Origin of the sequence: Candidatus Enterococcus myersii (genome assembly GCF_017316025.1) — a bacterium.
Classification (GTDB): domain Bacteria; phylum Bacillota; class Bacilli; order Lactobacillales; family Enterococcaceae; genus Enterococcus_C; species Enterococcus_C montenegrensis.
Genome location: NZ_JAFLVT010000017.1, coordinates 1 through 16,751 on the forward strand (window position 1 = coordinate 1; position 16,751 = coordinate 16,751).

Sequence of the window (16,751 nt, forward strand, 5' to 3'; positions counted from 1 at the left end):
AGTCCTACTGCCGGAGTTTTTGAGACAGCGTAGTTGCTGTCTTTTTTTTATACATAGATTTAATACACCTGTAATTTATAGGAAACGTGTTAGAATAAACAACATAGATAAATTAAAAACTTATAAACGGAGGGGAAAACTGTGCAAATTACTGAATTATCCATTGAGACATTGTTAAGAGCAAAGGAACGGTTTGAAGATACATTAGAACAAATGAATGTAGCTGAGGCTAATAAAATGCCAGCGCCATTAATTAAATCTGTGACTTGGTTAACTTGGCATACTGCTCGAGAATTAGATTTTCAGATTTCGGATTTAAATAATTCACAAGCTTTATGGTTTAAAAAGGGTTTTGGCGAGCAGTTTAATCTTTCACTACCTGATGATACAGAGGATTGGCATCATACGCCGCAAGAAGCTGCAAAAGTTGTTGTAAAGGATAAGGCGTTATTACTGAATTATCTTGCTGCAAGTGTTGATTTTACAGTCGCTTATTTACAATCAATTAATGAAGAAAGTCTGCAAGATATCGTAGATACAAATTGGAATCCGCCAGTAACCCGACAAGTTCGAATTGTCTCTGCAATAGATGATGCAATAATGCACTCTGGACAGGCAGTTTACACTAGAAGATTAGTGATTGGAAAATAAAAAAATTAGAAATTACAGGGAGAATTTTTTAGCCCTGTTTTTTCTTTGGTACGCTAACTTTTTCAATGGCTTATTTGGTAGAATAGACAACAAGTTAAAAAAGGAGTCATAAAATGAAAAATATTAAATTGACGATTGAGTATGATGGAAGACGTTATCTGGGTTGGCAGCGGCTTGGAAGCTCGGATAAAACAATTCAAGGGAAAATCGAAAGTGTTTTATTCCAAATGACTGGAGAAAAAATTGAAATTATTGGTTCTGGTCGAACAGATGCAGGGACACATGCCAGAGGGCAAGTAGCAAATTTTAAAACTGAATCTGAATTGTCGCCACTTGAGATGCTTAATTTTTTGAACCGTTATTTACCTAACGATATTGTTATTAAAGATGTAACGGAAATGAGTGAACGATTTCATGCTCGTTACAATGCCAGTGGTAAACAGTATAGTTACTATGTTTGGAACGATGTAATTCCGACGGCTTTTTACCGGCATCATAGTTTTTATGTACCCCAAGAGCTAAATTTAGAAAAAATGGAGAAAGCTGCTGAAAAGTTGCTCGGAACCCATGACTTTATTGGATTTTCTGCTTTAAAAAAGACAAAGAAATCGACGGTTCGCAAGATTGAAGAGATTCGAATTGAAAAAAATGGTGCCATGTTGCACTTTACATTTATAGGTAACGGTTTTTTGCATAAGATGATACGAATTTTAACGGGTACTTTGTTGGAAATTGGTATGGGTAAATTAGATATTAATATTATTGATGAGGTTTTGGCAAATAAAATTCGCCAAGATGCAGGAGAAACAGTTCCAGCCGCAGGGCTATTTTTAGATGAAGTTTTTTATGAATGATAAGAGGGATAAAAAATGCAATTAGATATTGCGGATTTTGAGGTTTTAGCTAGAGATAATTATACATTCAAACACTTAAAGGTAACATATTCAGTTGCCGAGCTTGAAGAGATCAAGTACGAATATAAAAAACATTGGCAAAAATGGAAAGAACTGAATTTAACAGTTGCTACTAATTTGCCCAAAGACTTTGGTATTACAAAGCCCAAAATAGAAAGCTGGACCAATGGTTGGAATTTACGTAACCACTTTTGGTGTGCCTATCGTAGTGAATCACGTCAAAGAGAAAACGCCTGTCTAGCGGTACTATTAAATAAAAAGCAGTATCAGATTTATCTCATGTTTCAACATTACAAAAGTTCTGAACGGTCCGGAAGTGTTGCGGCCTATAACGATTTATTACAAGAAATTGCTATCTGGAGTCAAAAGATCGATATTACAGACTATTATATTTGGCCTCAAGTAGAACATGAACTAGATGATCATCTGGCTTTGAAAGATTACTTGGCTAGTGAAAAGTTACAAACAGAATTTCAAGCAAAGCTAGCAGGAAAAACTTTTCAAATCGGGAAACTTTTAATGAAAGCAAAATACCCTCAAATTGAAGATAAGACCGTAGCAACTTTAAAAGAATTAATGCCGTTATATCAAGCATTAGGTTAATAAAAAACGAAAATACAGCAGGTGGCATTGGAAGATGCTGCCGCTTTTTTTATGAAAAAAATTTTGTCGTATAAAAGTAATGATTCAAGTAAAGTGTAAGCTTTAATCTTGCCAAAAAAATTTGAATCAAGTATATTTTAGCAGTTAGTTTAGCACTTTAATTTTAAATAAAAGGAAGTAAGAAAATGACAGCATTCATAAATAATGACTTTCAGGATATTGTTTTAAACCGCAAATCGATTCGACGGTATGATGAAAATGTAAAAATCAGTCGAGAAGAAATGTTGACTATGTTAGATGAAGCAAATCGTGCACCTTCTTCAGTTAATTTGCAGCCTTGGCGCTACGTTGTTGTGGATACAAATGAAGGAAAAGAACAGCTACGCCCTTTTATTCGCTTTAATCAATTGCAAAATGATACTTCTGCTGCAATGATCTTAATTTTTGGTGACCGTAAAAATTATGAATACGGTAAAGAAATATATGGGGCAGCATTAAATGCGGGGCTGATGCCGCAAGAAGTTCATGATCGCCAATTAGCTACCATCATTCCTCATTATCAAAATCTATCTTTGAATGAAATGGATAATGTCATTTTGCGAGATGCTAGTCTTGCAGCAATGCAATTAATGCTAGTGGCGCGAGCCCATGGCTATGATACCAATGCAATTGGTGGTTTTGAAGCAGAAAACTTAGCGGAAACTTTTGATTTAGAAAAAGAGCGCTATTTACCAGTGTTAATTCTCTCTATTGGTAAAGCGGCAGAGTCAGGTTACCAGTCAGTTAGACTCTCTGCTGATAAATTGACAACTTTCAAATAAGCCACAAAATAAAAGACCTAAACCAAAAGTTTGTATTGTTTTTGGTTTAGGTCTTTTTTTCATAAGCAGATTTTTCTAGCTTAAAATGAAGCAGCCTAAAGAAATAACTGACAAAATTGCTTTATCTAAATGGTGCGGTAAAATAGCTTAGCTTGGCTTGGATTCGTTTACTTCCGTGGTATAATGATTTCAAAGTAAAACTTAAACAATTGATTCTGTTTTTAATCAGATAAAAATAAGGGTGAAAAGAATGGCCACAAAAGCAAGATATGAAGTGCTTAATTCGATTAAGCACTTAGAAGATGATGGTAAAAAGGATCTGACAACGCAACAGATTGCCGATGAAAATGGGTTAACCAGAGGTGTAGTTAGCCATTATTTATCCCAACTGTTAAAAGAAGAATTGGTAGAAAAATTTGGGACAAAGCCGGTGTATTGGCGTCTTAAAAAAATTAAAGATCCATTTCGCGCATTTATTGGTGGCGAAGGTTCGTTAAAAAAAGTGATTGATGCCTGTAAAGCGGCTGTCAAATATCCACCAAATGGTTTTCCTTTGATTATAACCGGTGAATCTGGGGTTGGTAAAAGCTATTTAGCGCATTTGATTTATGAATATGCTAAGGCAAAAAGTGTAATTTCTTCTGAAGCGCAACTTATTTCTTTGAATTGTGCTGACTATGCCAATAATCCAGAATTACTTTCTTCAGTCTTGTTTGGTTTTAAAAAAGGCGCTTTTACCGGAGCGACAGAAGATACGGCAGGACTTGTGGCAGCAGCTGACGGGGGATTTTTGTTTTTAGATGAAATTCATCGCCTACCTAAAGAAAATCAAGAAAAATTATTTACTTTATTAGATAAAGGAACCTATAGTCCACTTGGTAGTAAAGAAGTACGACAAGTAAAGGTTCGTTTTCTTTTTGCAACGACAGAATCATTGGACGATATGTTACTGTTAACTTTTAGAAGACGAGTGCCAATGACCGTTACAATCCCCAATTTTATTGCAAGGCCCTCAGAAGAACGAATGGCATTAATCCAACATGCATTTATTACAGAAGCTAAAAAAATGAATAGAAAAATTAGCGTGAATAATAGTTTGATTATGGAATTACTAAAAACGCCTCAGGCTGGGAATTTGGGTTCGTTGAACAATCAAATCAAACTTCTTTGCGCCAAAGCCTATGCAAAACAAGCTGGGAATGACTTAATTATTGGAGACAAAAAACCAGCGGTAACTTTTTTACCCACCGATAAAATCACCAATCAAAACAGCGTGGCAAAAGAAATTGTCACCGCAATTTTGGCAGAATTACCCGAAAGCGAAAGTTTTCTTGATGGCCAATTTATTGTTGCAAAACATTTAAAAAAAGCACCGGGTGATAATGTTAGTTTACAAGTGACAAGCTATAGACAAGTGCTAAATGATACTTTAATCTCCTTATTATGGGAAAAATATGGAGTCAAAGAGCTGATACCAAAAGAGATTTTAAATTCTTGCGCTTTCTTTTTAGCTAATGTGCCACCGGTGCCACTTAGAGAGCAAAAAGCTTGGCTACAGAAGATAAAAGAACAATATCCGCGGGCTTTTTATTTATTTCAACAGCTATTTTCACCTTTAAAAAACAATGCAAGCAACGAGCAAATCGCACTTGTTAGTGGTATGGCGCTTTTTCTATTAGACTATGCTGCGATAGAAAAAATTGAAGAGGTTAAAACCTTGTGCATATTAATCTCCCACGGAAAAAGTACAGCTTCAAGTATTCAAGGGGTGGTAAATGGCTTAGTGGGAAATTTTATTTTTGCAGCTTTTGATATGCCCTTAGATAGCAGTATGCCTGAAATTAGCCAGAAAGTGCAGCAGTATATTGCGAAGTTAAATCAAAGAAAATTACCAGTTATTTTGCTTTTTGATATGGGTTCTTTAAGTCAAATGTATAAACAAATTAAACAGTACTTGGATTCTGATTTATTAGTGATTAACAATTTATCAACACCCCTTGTTTTAGATGTAGCGCTACAAGTTCAACAACAAAAAAGTTTTAGAGAAATTGCTGAGCGGGCCAATACGTATCACGAAATGATTCATATTCAGTATTACGAAGGAATCTCTCAAAATAAAAATATCATCGTTTCGTGTATGTCAGGTGTCGGATTAAGTGAAGAAATTAAGCAGATCATGTTGGATCGTTTGCAAATGGAAAAAGAAATCATTACCATGGACTATCGAGATTTAAAAAATTCACTTGCTTCCCATGATATGGGGTATTTTGAAAAGACAGATTTTATTATCACCACCACAGATTTACCATATGATTATCAAATTCCAATTTTAAATATTTACGATATTATGGAGGCCAGTGGAACTAAACGCTTAAAAGAATTGTTATTAGCAACAGGTGAAAAGGAAAAAACAATTGCCAATTTAATTGAAGGGTTATTGGAGTTTTTCACTATTGAAGGAATTAGTAGTCGACTGCAATTTTTAAATCCGAAGGTTGTTTTAGGTGAAGTACAAGGCGTTGTAGCAAAGTATCAAGATTTCTTCACCATTGTCTTTGATGCAAAAGTGAAGTTGAATTTATACATGCACATTGCTTTAATGATTGAGCGGATGATGATTTCTTCACGGGAAGAGTCCGTCAGTGTCCAAGCAGAAGAACAACTGGATAAAACCAAACAAGAGTTTTTCTCGATTTCAAAAAATATTTTCCATCCGCTGGAAATGAAGTACAATATTGTCATTGATGATTATGAGCTCTCCTTAATGTATGAACTATTAAAATATTATATCTAACTTGAAAAAAACGTCTTAAATAAAGGGCTGCAAATTGAGTTTTGCAGGCTAATTTAAGACGTTTTTCGCGTAATTAAAGAAATTTTTGTTTAGTTAGCTTTCAGGAATCGGCACCAATTTGATTTCCTTATTTTGAAATAGCGCAAGTTCAGTGACACCGAATTTTTTTAGCATTGCTCCCATTTGACTAAATTGGTTACGAAAATCTGACGCAATATGGGCATCAGAACCTAAAGTGAAAAGCTTACCACCTAGATTTTGATACAAGGGGACTGCATATTCATATAGTTGAGCATTTTGGTATTTGGCAAAACTTTTTGCGTTTAATTCTAAGCCCCAGTTTTTTGCGATTATATTTTTAAAGATTCGCGTTAATTGCTCTTCATAACGAGTTGCAACTTCATGGGAAGTCACGTCTAAACGTCGTAAGCCGTATTCAAAGTGAGTTAGGATGTGACCAGCTTTAAAATCTTCGGTTACGCGTTCCATTTGCTGAAAGTATTCATCCATAATGGTGTATTTATCTTTGGTTAAAACGATATCGTCCATATAGTCGAATTGTCCGTTTTGATGGATACTTACCAATTGTAAATCATAGGGATACGTAGCGAGGTAATCGTAAATTTTACTTTCTTGACCAGGAACCACACCAATTTCAATCCCTTTTAGAAAAGTTGTAGGCTGGCTTATAAATTTTTGCTGTTGCCTTAAAAGTTCTTCGTAATCTGGAATATCATCTTGAAATGCATGAGCTGGATTTTTTAAATCAAAATGATCGGTGGCCACAAAAGTTGCGGGCTGTTGAACAAGATAATTTTCAAACCGTTCTTCAGAATCAAAAGACAAAAAAGTATGAAGATGTTGATCGTAATAATTCATGGCAGGCCTCCTATTGGCTACTATATCCGCTTTTTTAATTAAGATAGCATAACTTTATTAAAAAAACGCCAAGTTAGTCGAAATTTTTAGTAAAAGGATTGCAGCAAGAAGTTTTGAAAGTAAAAAGCTAAGTTACGTGGGAAACAGCGCTTAAAGCTGGGAATCAAAAAAGTCCTTTTATTTTAGTGTATGGGCCTGGTAAACATTGCTAAAATTCAAATTAATCAAAAAAGAAGTGCTTATTTTATTTTAAGCACTTCTTTTTTATGCCCATTAAAAGCTTGATTTAAGCCGTTTTTTTGGAGTTGGCACACAACTTGCTAGTAGTAAAGTGTCAAATGAAGAGAGGAGCAAAGTAAATGAAAAAAGTAGTAATTGCCACTCATGGCAATTTAGCCCAAGGAATTCAATCCACATTGGAATTATTTGTTGGTAAGAAACAAGATATTACCTATATTTCGGCTTATACACAAGGACAAGCGGATTTAGACACTCAGATTGATAATTTTTTTGCCCGTGTTACCCCAGCAGATGAAGTTATTGTTTTTACGGATATTTATGGAGGGAGCGTTAATCAAAAATTTGCAACTAAAACAACAGAAGAAAATATTTTTGTTGTTGCTGGTTTTAACGTGCCACTTTTATTAGAAGTAATTTTAGCAACAGAAGCGATTAGTGATGAATTTATTCAAGAAATGATTACCAAAGCACAAGCAGGGATGCAACAAGTCAAACTTGCCAAAAATACGACTGAAAATGATTTTTTTGCTTAAAAAGTGTTAAAGAAAAAGGAGAGAAATAAAATGATTAAAACTTTACGAGTAGACGAACGCTTAATCCACGGCCAAATTGCAATGGTATGGTCCCGTGAGTTAAATATTGATGGGATTGTCGTTGCCAATGATGAAACAGCTGGCAATGAAACACAGCAAATGGCTTTAAAAATGGCGGTACCAAGTGGGATCAAAGTAATTATAAAAACACTTCAAGGTGCAATTGATCTACTGCAAGATCCACGGGCAGAAAAAATGAAGTTGTTGGTTTTGGTTAAAACCGTTAATGACGCTGTTATACTTGCAGATAAACTGCCTAATATCGCCTATGTGAATATCGGCAACGTCGGAAAAGCTGTAATCGGTGAGAAGAAGACTTTGACACAATTTGTTATGTTAACACCAGCAGAACTTACAAGCTTAGCTACTTTAGTTGAACTGTATCCAGAAACTGCACTACAAAATTTACCATCTGATAAAAAAGAGTTGGCCAAAGACTTTATCAAGTAATTGTTGAATCCACGTAAATAAAAGGAGCGAAAAATTATGTTATATGAAGCAATTGTAGTGGCATTAGTCGTCTTTTTAACAGTCGGCGGCCAGGAATTATTAGGTTTTACTATGTTGGGGCGTCCTATTGTCATTGGACCTTTAGTAGGGTTATTGCTTGGTGATATTCAAACAGGTTTATTGATCGGAGCCTCTTTAGAAACTATTTTTATGGGAGTCGTTAATATTGGGGGCGCAAGTTCAGCCGAACCTGGTCTTGCAACGGCTTTAGCTGCAGCATTTGCCATCAATTTGGGTGGTGGCGTGGAAGTTGCATTGCCAATCGCGATTCCATTAGGGATCATCGGATTACAAGTAAAGACGTTATTATATGTAGCAGTGGTAGGGCCTTTTGCTAGTCGCTTTGACAAAATGGCTGAAGAAGCTAATGAAAGAGGAATTATCCGCTTGCATTTTGGACTATGGGCATTGCAATGGGCGATCTATTCATTAATTCCATTTTTTGCCATCTTATTTGGCTCAAAAGCTACGCAAAATGTCTTGGAAATGATTCCGGATGTGATTATTAATGGTTTATCTGTCGCTGGTAATTTACTACCTGCAGTCGGAATGGCGATGTTAATGAAAATTTTATGGGACAATAATGTTTCCGCATTTTACTTCTTAGGCTTTTTGATTGTCGCATATTTCAAGATTCCATTGATTGCAGTAGCAGTTTTAGGGGTAATTATTGCCGTAACGATTGGACAACGGGATTTCCAATTGAAGAAAATGGAACAGCAAATCCAACAAAAACCTACGCTAGCAGCGACAAATGAAACAACAGAAGAGATTGAAAATGATGATTTCTTTAGTTAGGAAAGATTAGTTAATCGTAAAAAATGAGGAGGAAAAACGATGTCTCGATTTAATCAAAATGTTTCACCAGAAGAAAAGAAATTATTACGCCAAATGTACTGGCGCTCATTCACCTTGTATTCTGCTGTTACGCCAGCAAAACAAGGAGCTTCAGGCTTTGAATATGCGATGTTACCTTTTATCAATCGCTTTTATAAAAAACAAGAAGATAAAAAAGCTGCAATGGTACGTCAAATGTCTTATTTTAATACAAATGTGGCCATGGTACCTTTTATCATGGGGCTAAGTGCTTCAATGGAAAAAGAAAATAGTGAAAAGACAGATTTTAATCAAGATTCCATCAATGCGATTAAAACATCTTTAATGGGCCCATTAGCTGGTATTGGCGACTCGGTTTTCTGGGGCGTTTTGCGAGTAATTGCGGCAGGTGTTGCAGTCGGATTAGCGCAATCAGGTAATGTCTTGGCTCCGATTATCTTTTTACTTTTGTTTAATTTGCCCGTTCAACTTATTCGTTGGTATGGGGGGCAATTGGGTTACACACTAGGATCGGCTTACATTTCAGATTTATACGAAAATGGTCTGATTAATATTTTAACAAAAGCTGCAACCATTGTTGGATTAACAATGGTAGGTGCAATGACGAGCCAAATGGTAAAACTTGATTTGAAATGGAAAATGGTAATGGGTGGCAAAACGATTTTAAAATCCCAAGAAATGCTCGATCAAATTTTTATTGGTTTACTACCTTTAGCAGTTACCTTATTTTGTTTTTATCTATTAAAGAAGAAAAATGTTTCGATTAATGTTCTAATTTTTGGCATCATTATTGCAGCCATTGCTTTGTCATTACTTGGAATTGTATAAAAGAAAGGGGAAAGAGCATGCGTAGTGATTGGTGGAAAGAAGCCGTCATTTATCAAATTTATCCCAAAAGTTTTTACGACAGTAATGATGATGGCATTGGTGATTTAAAAGGAATCATCGAAAAATTACCCTATTTAGTCGATTTAGGTGTCGATGCGTTGTGGTTAAGTCCGGTGTATTTATCCCCGCAAATTGATAATGGCTACGATATTGCTGATTATCGAAAAATTGATCCGATTTTCGGAGACAATGAAGACTTGTATGCCTTAATTGCAGCAGCCCATGACAAAGGGCTAAAGATTATTATGGACTTTGTTGCCAATCATACTTCGGATCAACATTTATGGTTTCAAGAAAGTCGCAAGTCAAAAGACAATTTCTTTTCCGATTTTTATATCTGGCAAGATGCTAAGCCCGATGGTTCGCCCCCTAATAATTGGGGCTCAAGTTTTGGTGGCTCGGCATGGACTTTTGATGAGCGTAGAAAGCAGTATTATTTACATTATTATGCGAAAGAACAACCGGATTTAAATTGGGAAAATCCTTTTGTCAGAGAATACATCTACGATATGATGCGCTTTTGGAAAGCCAAAGGGGTAGATGGATGGCGGATGGATGTGATTACTTCCATTTCAAAAGATTGGCAATTTCCCGATAACCCCCGGAGCAATACAACAGAAAATCAACAAAATGGTCCCCGCATGCACGAGTTTATTCATGAATTGAACCAAGCGGTCTTAGCACCTTTTGATATGATGAGTGTGGGCGAATCTCCAGCAGCTAAAGCACATGATGCCTACACATTAGTTGATCCTAAGCGAGAAGAATTGGATATGATTTTTACTTTTGAACATATGCATATCGATCGTAAAAAAGGAGATGTCAATGGTCGATGGGTTTTAAAAAAACGAGATTTAGTTGCATTGAAAGAAATTTTAAGCAACTGGCAGCATGAATTAAAAGACAAAGGGTGGAATGCGCTTTACTTTGAAAATCATGATCGCGCCAGAGTAATCTCACGTTGGGGTAATGATACAAATCACCGCTACGAATGTGCAACGGCCTTTGCGACAGTCTTACATGGCTTACAAGGGACACCTTTTATTTATCAAGGAGAAGAGATTGGCATGACGAATGCTGATTTTGAAATTACAGATTATGAAGATATTGAGCTATTAGGAAATTATGATTACTATGTAAAACAGCAGCAAACTATTTCCCATGAGGATTTCCTACAAGCAGCTCACAAAGTTAGTCGTGATAATGCACGAACACCAATGCAGTGGACAGCGGAAAAAAATGCTGGCTTTACTAAAGGTGTGCCTTGGTTTAAGTTGAATCCTGCTTATTCTAAAATCAATGTAGCCAATGATTTAAAAAGTGATCATTCTATTTATCGTTATTATCAAAAATTGATTGCATTGCGGCACAATGAAACGATTTTAAAAGAAGGAACCTACGAATTATTATTGCCAACAGATGAACAGATCTTTGCCTATTTGCGCAAAGATAACCAAAAACAATGGCGGATTGTGGCGAATTTAAGTGAAAATACAATCGAAAATCCATTTGCAGCCAGTGATCAAAAAGCACAAGTGATTCTTAGCAATCAAAAAAATCAGCTGGTTTCAGACTATTTACAGCCTTATGAAGCGTATATTGTTGAAGCTTAAATAAATAACTTCTCAAATTATGATGGATAAATTTCTTCCTTACTAACCGATTTTAGAAAGTAAGAAATTTTTCAGTCACTGTTTGAGAAGTTTTTTTGTCAGGAAAATGAAGTTAAAGACTACATTTTAATGTTTGTCGTAAAAAGGAATAGCTAGAAACATTGCATCTTTCAATAATGTATCTAATATGTAATATTTGTCAAAAAAATTATATAAAATATTATATATCGACTTTGACTTTACCAATATGGCGGCGTAGTATGCAGATGTAAAGCGGTATCATTAATAATGTGAAAATAAGCACAATTTAAAAAAGGAGGGAGTTAATGCAGATTGAAAAATTTATTGCGGCACGAAAAAAAGCTGGCTTCTCACAAATCGAATTGGCGCAAGGCATATGTACACAAGCAACTTTAAGTCGTTTTGAAAACAATGGCCAAGTGCCAAGTTTGAAAATTCTCATAAAGCTCTGTGAACGGCTAGACTTTCCAATTGGAGCGTTATTTCCCAAAATCGGTGTGAAACATACAACGCTTGTTGCCACCTTTGATGAAATCGAATTTTTATTGATTACAATGGAATATCAAAAGGCACAAAATTTGCTAGCCAATATTTTAACAAGTGAGCTGGATACTCCTGAGTTGAAGATGCGCTACCATTATTTGTCAGGTTTTCTTTTGTACTATCAAAAAGCAGCAGCCGTCGAGGTTTTATTTGCTTTTAATCAGTTGCTATTGGAAGAAGATACGCTCTATCAGCTATTGGCTTATACGGGCATGGGACTAGTTTACAGTGAGGCTGGTGAAAAAGTAAAAGGGGAAGTCTATTTTGATAAAGTGTTGCGTAAGATTTATGACTATCCAGTTAAATCCATAGAAGAAACCTGGCGCGTGTTGCATATTTTATACCAGTGTGGTGTTTTTTACAGTGAAATTGCAGAGTATCAAGTTAGCAATACGTTATTGGAATATGCGCTTTCCATTTGTTCAGATAATCACGTCACCTTCTATTTGGCAAGAGTGGCTACACAGTTAGCCTGCAATGCCATGAAACTTAAAATGCCCCAAGGCGAGATTTTAGAACGGCTTGCAGACGCTAATGCGTATGCCAAAATTAATCGCAACGAAATTGCACAAAAAACGATTGCCCAGCTAACACAAGCAGTCAAAAAAAGTTAAGTTGGTCAAAAAATGAAGAGGTGAATACTTTGGCAACAAGACAGCTTTATATGATGGGTACAGTCATTGATCTTCTTGTTGATCACCAAGAAGCAGAAAAAATTTTGGATGAGTTGGAAAAACGATTAAAGCTTTATGAAAAGCGGTTTAGCGCCAATGATCCTACTTCTGAACTAATGGTCCTAAATCACAATGCCGGCATAAAAAAAGTTGTCCTTCAGCCAGAATTATATGAATTAATCAAGTTAGGAAAAGAAAATAGTCTTACAAGTGAGCAGCTAAATATTGCCATTGGCCCTTTAATTCAAACGTGGCGCATCGGTTTTAGTGATGCTAAAGTACCTTCAGATGAAGTGATTAAAGGCTTATTAGCTAAAACTAACCCCCATAATATTCAATTAGATGATCAAAATCAGACTGCTTTTTTAACAGAAAAAGGCATGCTGTTAGATCTAGGGGCATTAGCTAAAGGTTTTATTGCTGATTTATTGGTGGCTTATTTAAAAGAAGAAAATGTCACAGGCGCATTAATTAATTTAGGTGGCAACGTGGTCGTTTTTGGCACAGCAAGACAACATGAAGATGGACTATGGCGCATTGGTGTGCAAGACCCTAGCAAAGATAGGAATCAAACGCGTCTGATTTTAAAGGTAACCAATCAATCCGTAGTTACTTCGGGAATTTATGAGCGTAGTCTAATCAAGGAAAATAAAAGATATCACCATATTATTGATCCAAAGACTGGCTATCCTGTCAAAACGGAGGTTCTTAGTTTAACCATTGTATCAAAAAAATCAGTAGACGGTGAGATTTGGACTACCCACTTATTTGGACTACCAACTGCTGAAATCATACGTACTTTAAACCGTACTTCAGGTATTGAAGGAATTATCATCACAACAGATGAGGTCATCTTATCTGATGGAATTAGAGATTTAATGTAGAGAAAGGATTTTTCAAATGTATAAATTTATCGGACTTGTGGGTACCAATTCAAAGGAATCAACAAATCGTGCATTGTTGGCCTACATGCAAAAAAAATTTGCGGCTGAAGCAGAAATTGAATTAGTAGAAATTAATAATCTTCCTCTTTTTAATAAACCGGCAGACAAAAAAATACCAGAAAGTGTGCAGGCTATTGCTGAAAAGATCAACAAAAGCGATGGCGTAATCATTAGCACACCTGAATATGATCATGCAGTACCAGCAGCGTTAATGAATGCTTTAAGCTGGTTATCTTACGGTATTTATCCTTTTGTTGATAAGCCTGTTATGATTACGGGTGCTTCTTATGGGACGTTAGGTTCTTCTAGAGCGCAAGCCCATTTACGTCAAATTTTGGATGCACCAGAATTAAAAGCGCGAATTATGCCTAGTTCAGAATTTTTATTGAGCCATTCTTTAGCGGCTTTTGATGAAGCGGGCAATCTAAATGATGAAAAACAACAAGAAAAACTCGCAGGCCTATTTCAGGATTTCACTGTTTTTGTCACGATTACCAAACAATTGCAAAACAGTCACGCAGTAAATCAACAAGCAGCTGAAAATTTTTCTTGGGATAACATCTAAAGCAGGGTTATTTTAGTTTAACTATTTACAAGCATAAAGGAGTCTTTGCTATGAAAATCGTCGGTATTGTCGGATCAAATGCAGATCTTTCTTATAACCGTCTTTTGTTAAAATTTATTGGTAAAAAATTTGGTCATTTATTTGACTTTGAGTTGTTGGAAATCACCGATGTTCCCTTATTTAATCAAAGCCAGGATGCAACAAATAGTCCAGCTATTCAAAAATTAAATCACAAAATTAAAATGGCAGATGGTGTAATTATCGCAACTCCAGAACACAACCATACTATTCCGGCTGCTTTAAAAAGTGTGCTTGAATGGTTATCTTTTAAAATTCATCCCCTTGAAAATAAACCGGTTATGATCGTGGGAGCTTCTTATTATGACCAAGGTTCTTCCCGGGCACAACTCCATTTACGTCAAATATTAGATGCGCCTGGTGTTAATGCGATTGTTATGCCAGGAAATGAATTCTTATTGGGAAAAGTAAAAAATGCTTTTGATGAAAATGATAATTTGAAAGATCAAGGAACAATTGATTTTCTTGGGAGCACATTGGAAAAATTTATTCAATTTGTCAATGTCACGGCTTTATTAAATCCTAAGCCCAAAGCAGAACCAGAAGATTTATATGCAACTGGTAAAATTGACACAACAATTGAAGGTGCCGATATGTGGGCAGATGACTGGTTGGAACAAGCGACAGCAATCGTTGAACCTGCAGTAGGTCGTGATTATGTTAAATTAGACCGGGGACTTTTAACCGTGGATCAATTGAATTATTTCTTAGATTCGATGCCGATGGAATTAACCTATGCCGATAGCAACAATCAATTTTTATATTATAACCAAACAAAGCCCGCTAATGAGATGTTAGCGCCGCGCGTGCCAGGCCAAGTGGGAAATCCATTGGCAAAATGTCATCCAGAAAAAGCTTATCAGAATGTCGAATGGGTAATTCAACAATTGCGCTCAGGTGCCACCGATGTCGTTCGCGTACACGTTCCAAAACAAATGCCTGAAAAATATATTGTTCATAATTATCAAGCTATGCATGATAAACAAGGCAATTATATGGGAATTAATGAATATATTTTAGACTTTAAGCCAATTGTCGAATGGTACTTGCAACAAACGGGGCAAAAATTAGTTGGCGATGTCGACGGCGTAACTAGTGCTTCTAAAAAAAAAGAAACACCTGCAGTTGACGGCGTCTCCAGTGCTTCTAAAAAAGACGCAGCGTCTGCAGTAAGTGCTGTAACACCAACACCTGCAGTTGATGGTATCTCTAGCGCTTCTAAAAAGGATTAGTAAAAACAAACGATACTAAAAAACACTAAAGACTAGATTCGCAATCTGGTTTTTAGTGTTTTTTTGTAGGTTAAAACAAATGATTTTTTTCAAGGTTACCATTATTACAGTAGTTTTTTTATATATTGTGATAAAATTAATTTATTGAAATGTTAGCGGTTAATTTTGGTTATGGTTATTGGCTTCAAAAGATATAAGGGGGGATTGAATGTTGAAAAAGTGGTTGACACATTATCGAAAATTTAATCAACAACAAAAGAAGTTATTATGGTTTTGGTTATTGGGGCTATCAATAGTTTTTATTGGCTATATTGGCTATACGACGTTTTATTTATATAGCGATAAACAGTCAGAAAACAAATACTGGACCCAGTATTTACATGAAAAAGAACAATTAACAACATCGCAGCAAAAACAAGCAAAAGATGCGATTTCAGTCAGTACGGGTGTCTATGTTGAGAACATTAATGAAATTAGTATTCGTAATTCCAATTTCAATGTCACATTTCAGGTCTGGTTTAAATGGGATGATCACCATGATTTGAATATGTTGGACCATTACGAAATATATAATGGCCAAATTAAGTCACAAGAAATTTTAAAAGAAAGTCGCGTTGGAAAAACGAATTATCAATTGGCACGTGTAAATGCTGTCGTCACGAAAACTTTTTGGACGACGCGATTTCCCTTAGGCTCTTATCAAATTCGCTTTTATTTAGAACCTAAAAGTCCAATTGAAAATATCGTATTACAGGCGGATCGTAAAAATTCATCGATTAATGAGAATATTAATATTTCTGGGTTTTCGGTCAAACGTTTTGACACCAATCTTTTTGTGCAAGAGTATCAAAATAATAAAGCTGACCCAGAGGCAAATGGAAATTACACAGTCACTGAATTTTTAACGGCAATTGAATTAAACCGTGAAAATATTGGGTTATATATCAAATGTTTTATTGCTCTGGTGGGGACTTTAGGTTGGGTCTTAATTGTTTTATTCATTTGTACGTACCATAATGTAGATCCATTGGGGATGATTCCAAGTGCATTATTTGGTACTGTAAGTAATATTTTAGTTGGAGCAAATTTGGTTCCCGATGCACTACACACGGGCTTATTGGAATTTGTTAATATTTTTGGCATCATTGTTATTTTGTTTTCGTCCTTTGCTGTCATCACCATTAATCGACAGCGTTCTTACTATCACGATGATGATTTTGCTGCTTTTTTTGGCCGCCATATTTTTTGGATGGTCGCCATATTTACGGTGGCGGGAAATATCTTGTTACCAATGGCAGCTTATAATTTTTAAGCAAAAAATGTAAAAGTGCGCCAAAAACAGTGGATGTTT

16 protein-coding genes are annotated in these 16,751 nt (G+C 35.7%); 15 read left to right on the forward strand and 1 reads right to left on the reverse strand.

Going from position 1 to position 16,751, the window contains the following annotated elements; translation table 11 throughout:
- Nucleotides 1–141 precede the first annotated feature (141 nt).
- From JZO76_RS11105 to JZO76_RS11125, 5 genes are all read left to right on the forward strand, one after another.
- Nucleotides 142–651: a DinB family protein gene (locus tag JZO76_RS11105; protein WP_206904352.1), complete on the forward strand. Its 510-nt coding sequence runs from the start codon at nucleotides 142–144 to the stop codon at nucleotides 649–651.
- A 113-nt stretch (nucleotides 652–764) separates the two neighbouring features.
- Entirely contained in the window at nucleotides 765–1,505 is a 741-nt protein-coding gene (gene truA / locus JZO76_RS11110) for a tRNA pseudouridine(38-40) synthase TruA (protein WP_206904355.1), read from the forward strand.
- A gap of 15 nt (nucleotides 1,506–1,520) precedes the next feature.
- Nucleotides 1,521–2,168: an HI_0552 family protein gene (locus tag JZO76_RS11115; RefSeq protein ID WP_206904358.1), complete on the forward strand. Its 648-nt coding sequence runs from the start codon at nucleotides 1,521–1,523 to the stop codon at nucleotides 2,166–2,168.
- A 185-nt stretch (nucleotides 2,169–2,353) separates the two neighbouring features.
- Nucleotides 2,354–2,989 (forward strand): nitroreductase family protein, encoded by a 636-nt coding sequence (locus JZO76_RS11120; protein WP_206904361.1) that lies wholly within the window; start codon nucleotides 2,354–2,356, stop codon nucleotides 2,987–2,989.
- Nucleotides 2,990–3,239: 250 nt separating this feature from the next.
- Nucleotides 3,240–5,783 carry a sigma 54-interacting transcriptional regulator gene (locus JZO76_RS11125; RefSeq protein ID WP_206904365.1) on the forward strand — a complete coding sequence of 848 codons (2,544 nt, stop codon included), beginning with the start codon at nucleotides 3,240–3,242 and terminating at the stop codon, nucleotides 5,781–5,783.
- Between the two features lie 93 nt (nucleotides 5,784–5,876).
- Here JZO76_RS11125 and JZO76_RS11130 read toward each other — a convergent pair whose 3' ends face one another.
- On the reverse strand, nucleotides 5,877–6,662 hold the full coding sequence (locus JZO76_RS11130) for a PHP domain-containing protein (RefSeq protein WP_206904366.1): 786 nt from the start codon (nucleotides 6,660–6,662) through the stop codon (nucleotides 5,877–5,879).
- 359 nt (nucleotides 6,663–7,021) lie between these two features.
- Here JZO76_RS11130 and JZO76_RS11135 point away from each other — a divergent pair, with 359 nt between their 5' ends.
- From JZO76_RS11135 to JZO76_RS11180, 10 genes are all read left to right on the forward strand, one after another.
- A complete protein-coding gene (locus JZO76_RS11135; RefSeq protein WP_206904368.1) occupies nucleotides 7,022–7,435 on the forward strand; it encodes a PTS sugar transporter subunit IIA in 414 nt (137 codons plus the stop codon).
- A 30-nt stretch (nucleotides 7,436–7,465) separates the two neighbouring features.
- Nucleotides 7,466–7,945: a PTS sugar transporter subunit IIB gene (locus JZO76_RS11140; protein ID WP_206904370.1), complete on the forward strand. Its 480-nt coding sequence runs from the start codon at nucleotides 7,466–7,468 to the stop codon at nucleotides 7,943–7,945.
- A gap of 36 nt (nucleotides 7,946–7,981) precedes the next feature.
- Nucleotides 7,982–8,803, forward strand: coding sequence for a PTS mannose/fructose/sorbose/N-acetylgalactosamine transporter subunit IIC (locus JZO76_RS11145; protein ID WP_206904372.1), 822 nt, complete (start codon nucleotides 7,982–7,984; stop codon nucleotides 8,801–8,803).
- A gap of 39 nt (nucleotides 8,804–8,842) precedes the next feature.
- The gene (locus JZO76_RS11150; protein WP_206904373.1) at nucleotides 8,843–9,670 is read left to right on the forward strand and encodes a PTS system mannose/fructose/sorbose family transporter subunit IID; all 828 of its coding nucleotides are present in this window, start codon (nucleotides 8,843–8,845) and stop codon (nucleotides 9,668–9,670) included.
- Nucleotides 9,671–9,687: 17 nt separating this feature from the next.
- Entirely contained in the window at nucleotides 9,688–11,343 is a 1,656-nt protein-coding gene (locus JZO76_RS11155; protein ID WP_206904375.1) for a glycoside hydrolase family 13 protein, read from the forward strand.
- A 326-nt stretch (nucleotides 11,344–11,669) separates the two neighbouring features.
- Nucleotides 11,670–12,521, forward strand: coding sequence for a helix-turn-helix domain-containing protein (locus JZO76_RS11160; protein WP_206904376.1), 852 nt, complete (start codon nucleotides 11,670–11,672; stop codon nucleotides 12,519–12,521).
- Between the two features lie 50 nt (nucleotides 12,522–12,571).
- A complete protein-coding gene (locus JZO76_RS11165; protein WP_347401465.1) occupies nucleotides 12,572–13,465 on the forward strand; it encodes an FAD:protein FMN transferase in 894 nt (297 codons plus the stop codon).
- A 16-nt stretch (nucleotides 13,466–13,481) separates the two neighbouring features.
- Nucleotides 13,482–14,090: an NADPH-dependent FMN reductase gene (locus tag JZO76_RS11170; protein ID WP_206904378.1), complete on the forward strand. Its 609-nt coding sequence runs from the start codon at nucleotides 13,482–13,484 to the stop codon at nucleotides 14,088–14,090.
- 50 nt (nucleotides 14,091–14,140) lie between these two features.
- Complete coding sequence (locus JZO76_RS11175; protein ID WP_206904380.1) at nucleotides 14,141–15,400, forward strand: NAD(P)H-dependent oxidoreductase; 1,260 nt, start codon at nucleotides 14,141–14,143, stop codon at nucleotides 15,398–15,400.
- 208 nt (nucleotides 15,401–15,608) lie between these two features.
- Nucleotides 15,609–16,712 (forward strand): hypothetical protein, encoded by a 1,104-nt coding sequence (locus tag JZO76_RS11180; protein ID WP_206904382.1) that lies wholly within the window; start codon nucleotides 15,609–15,611, stop codon nucleotides 16,710–16,712.
- Nucleotides 16,713–16,751: the final 39 nt, after the last annotated feature.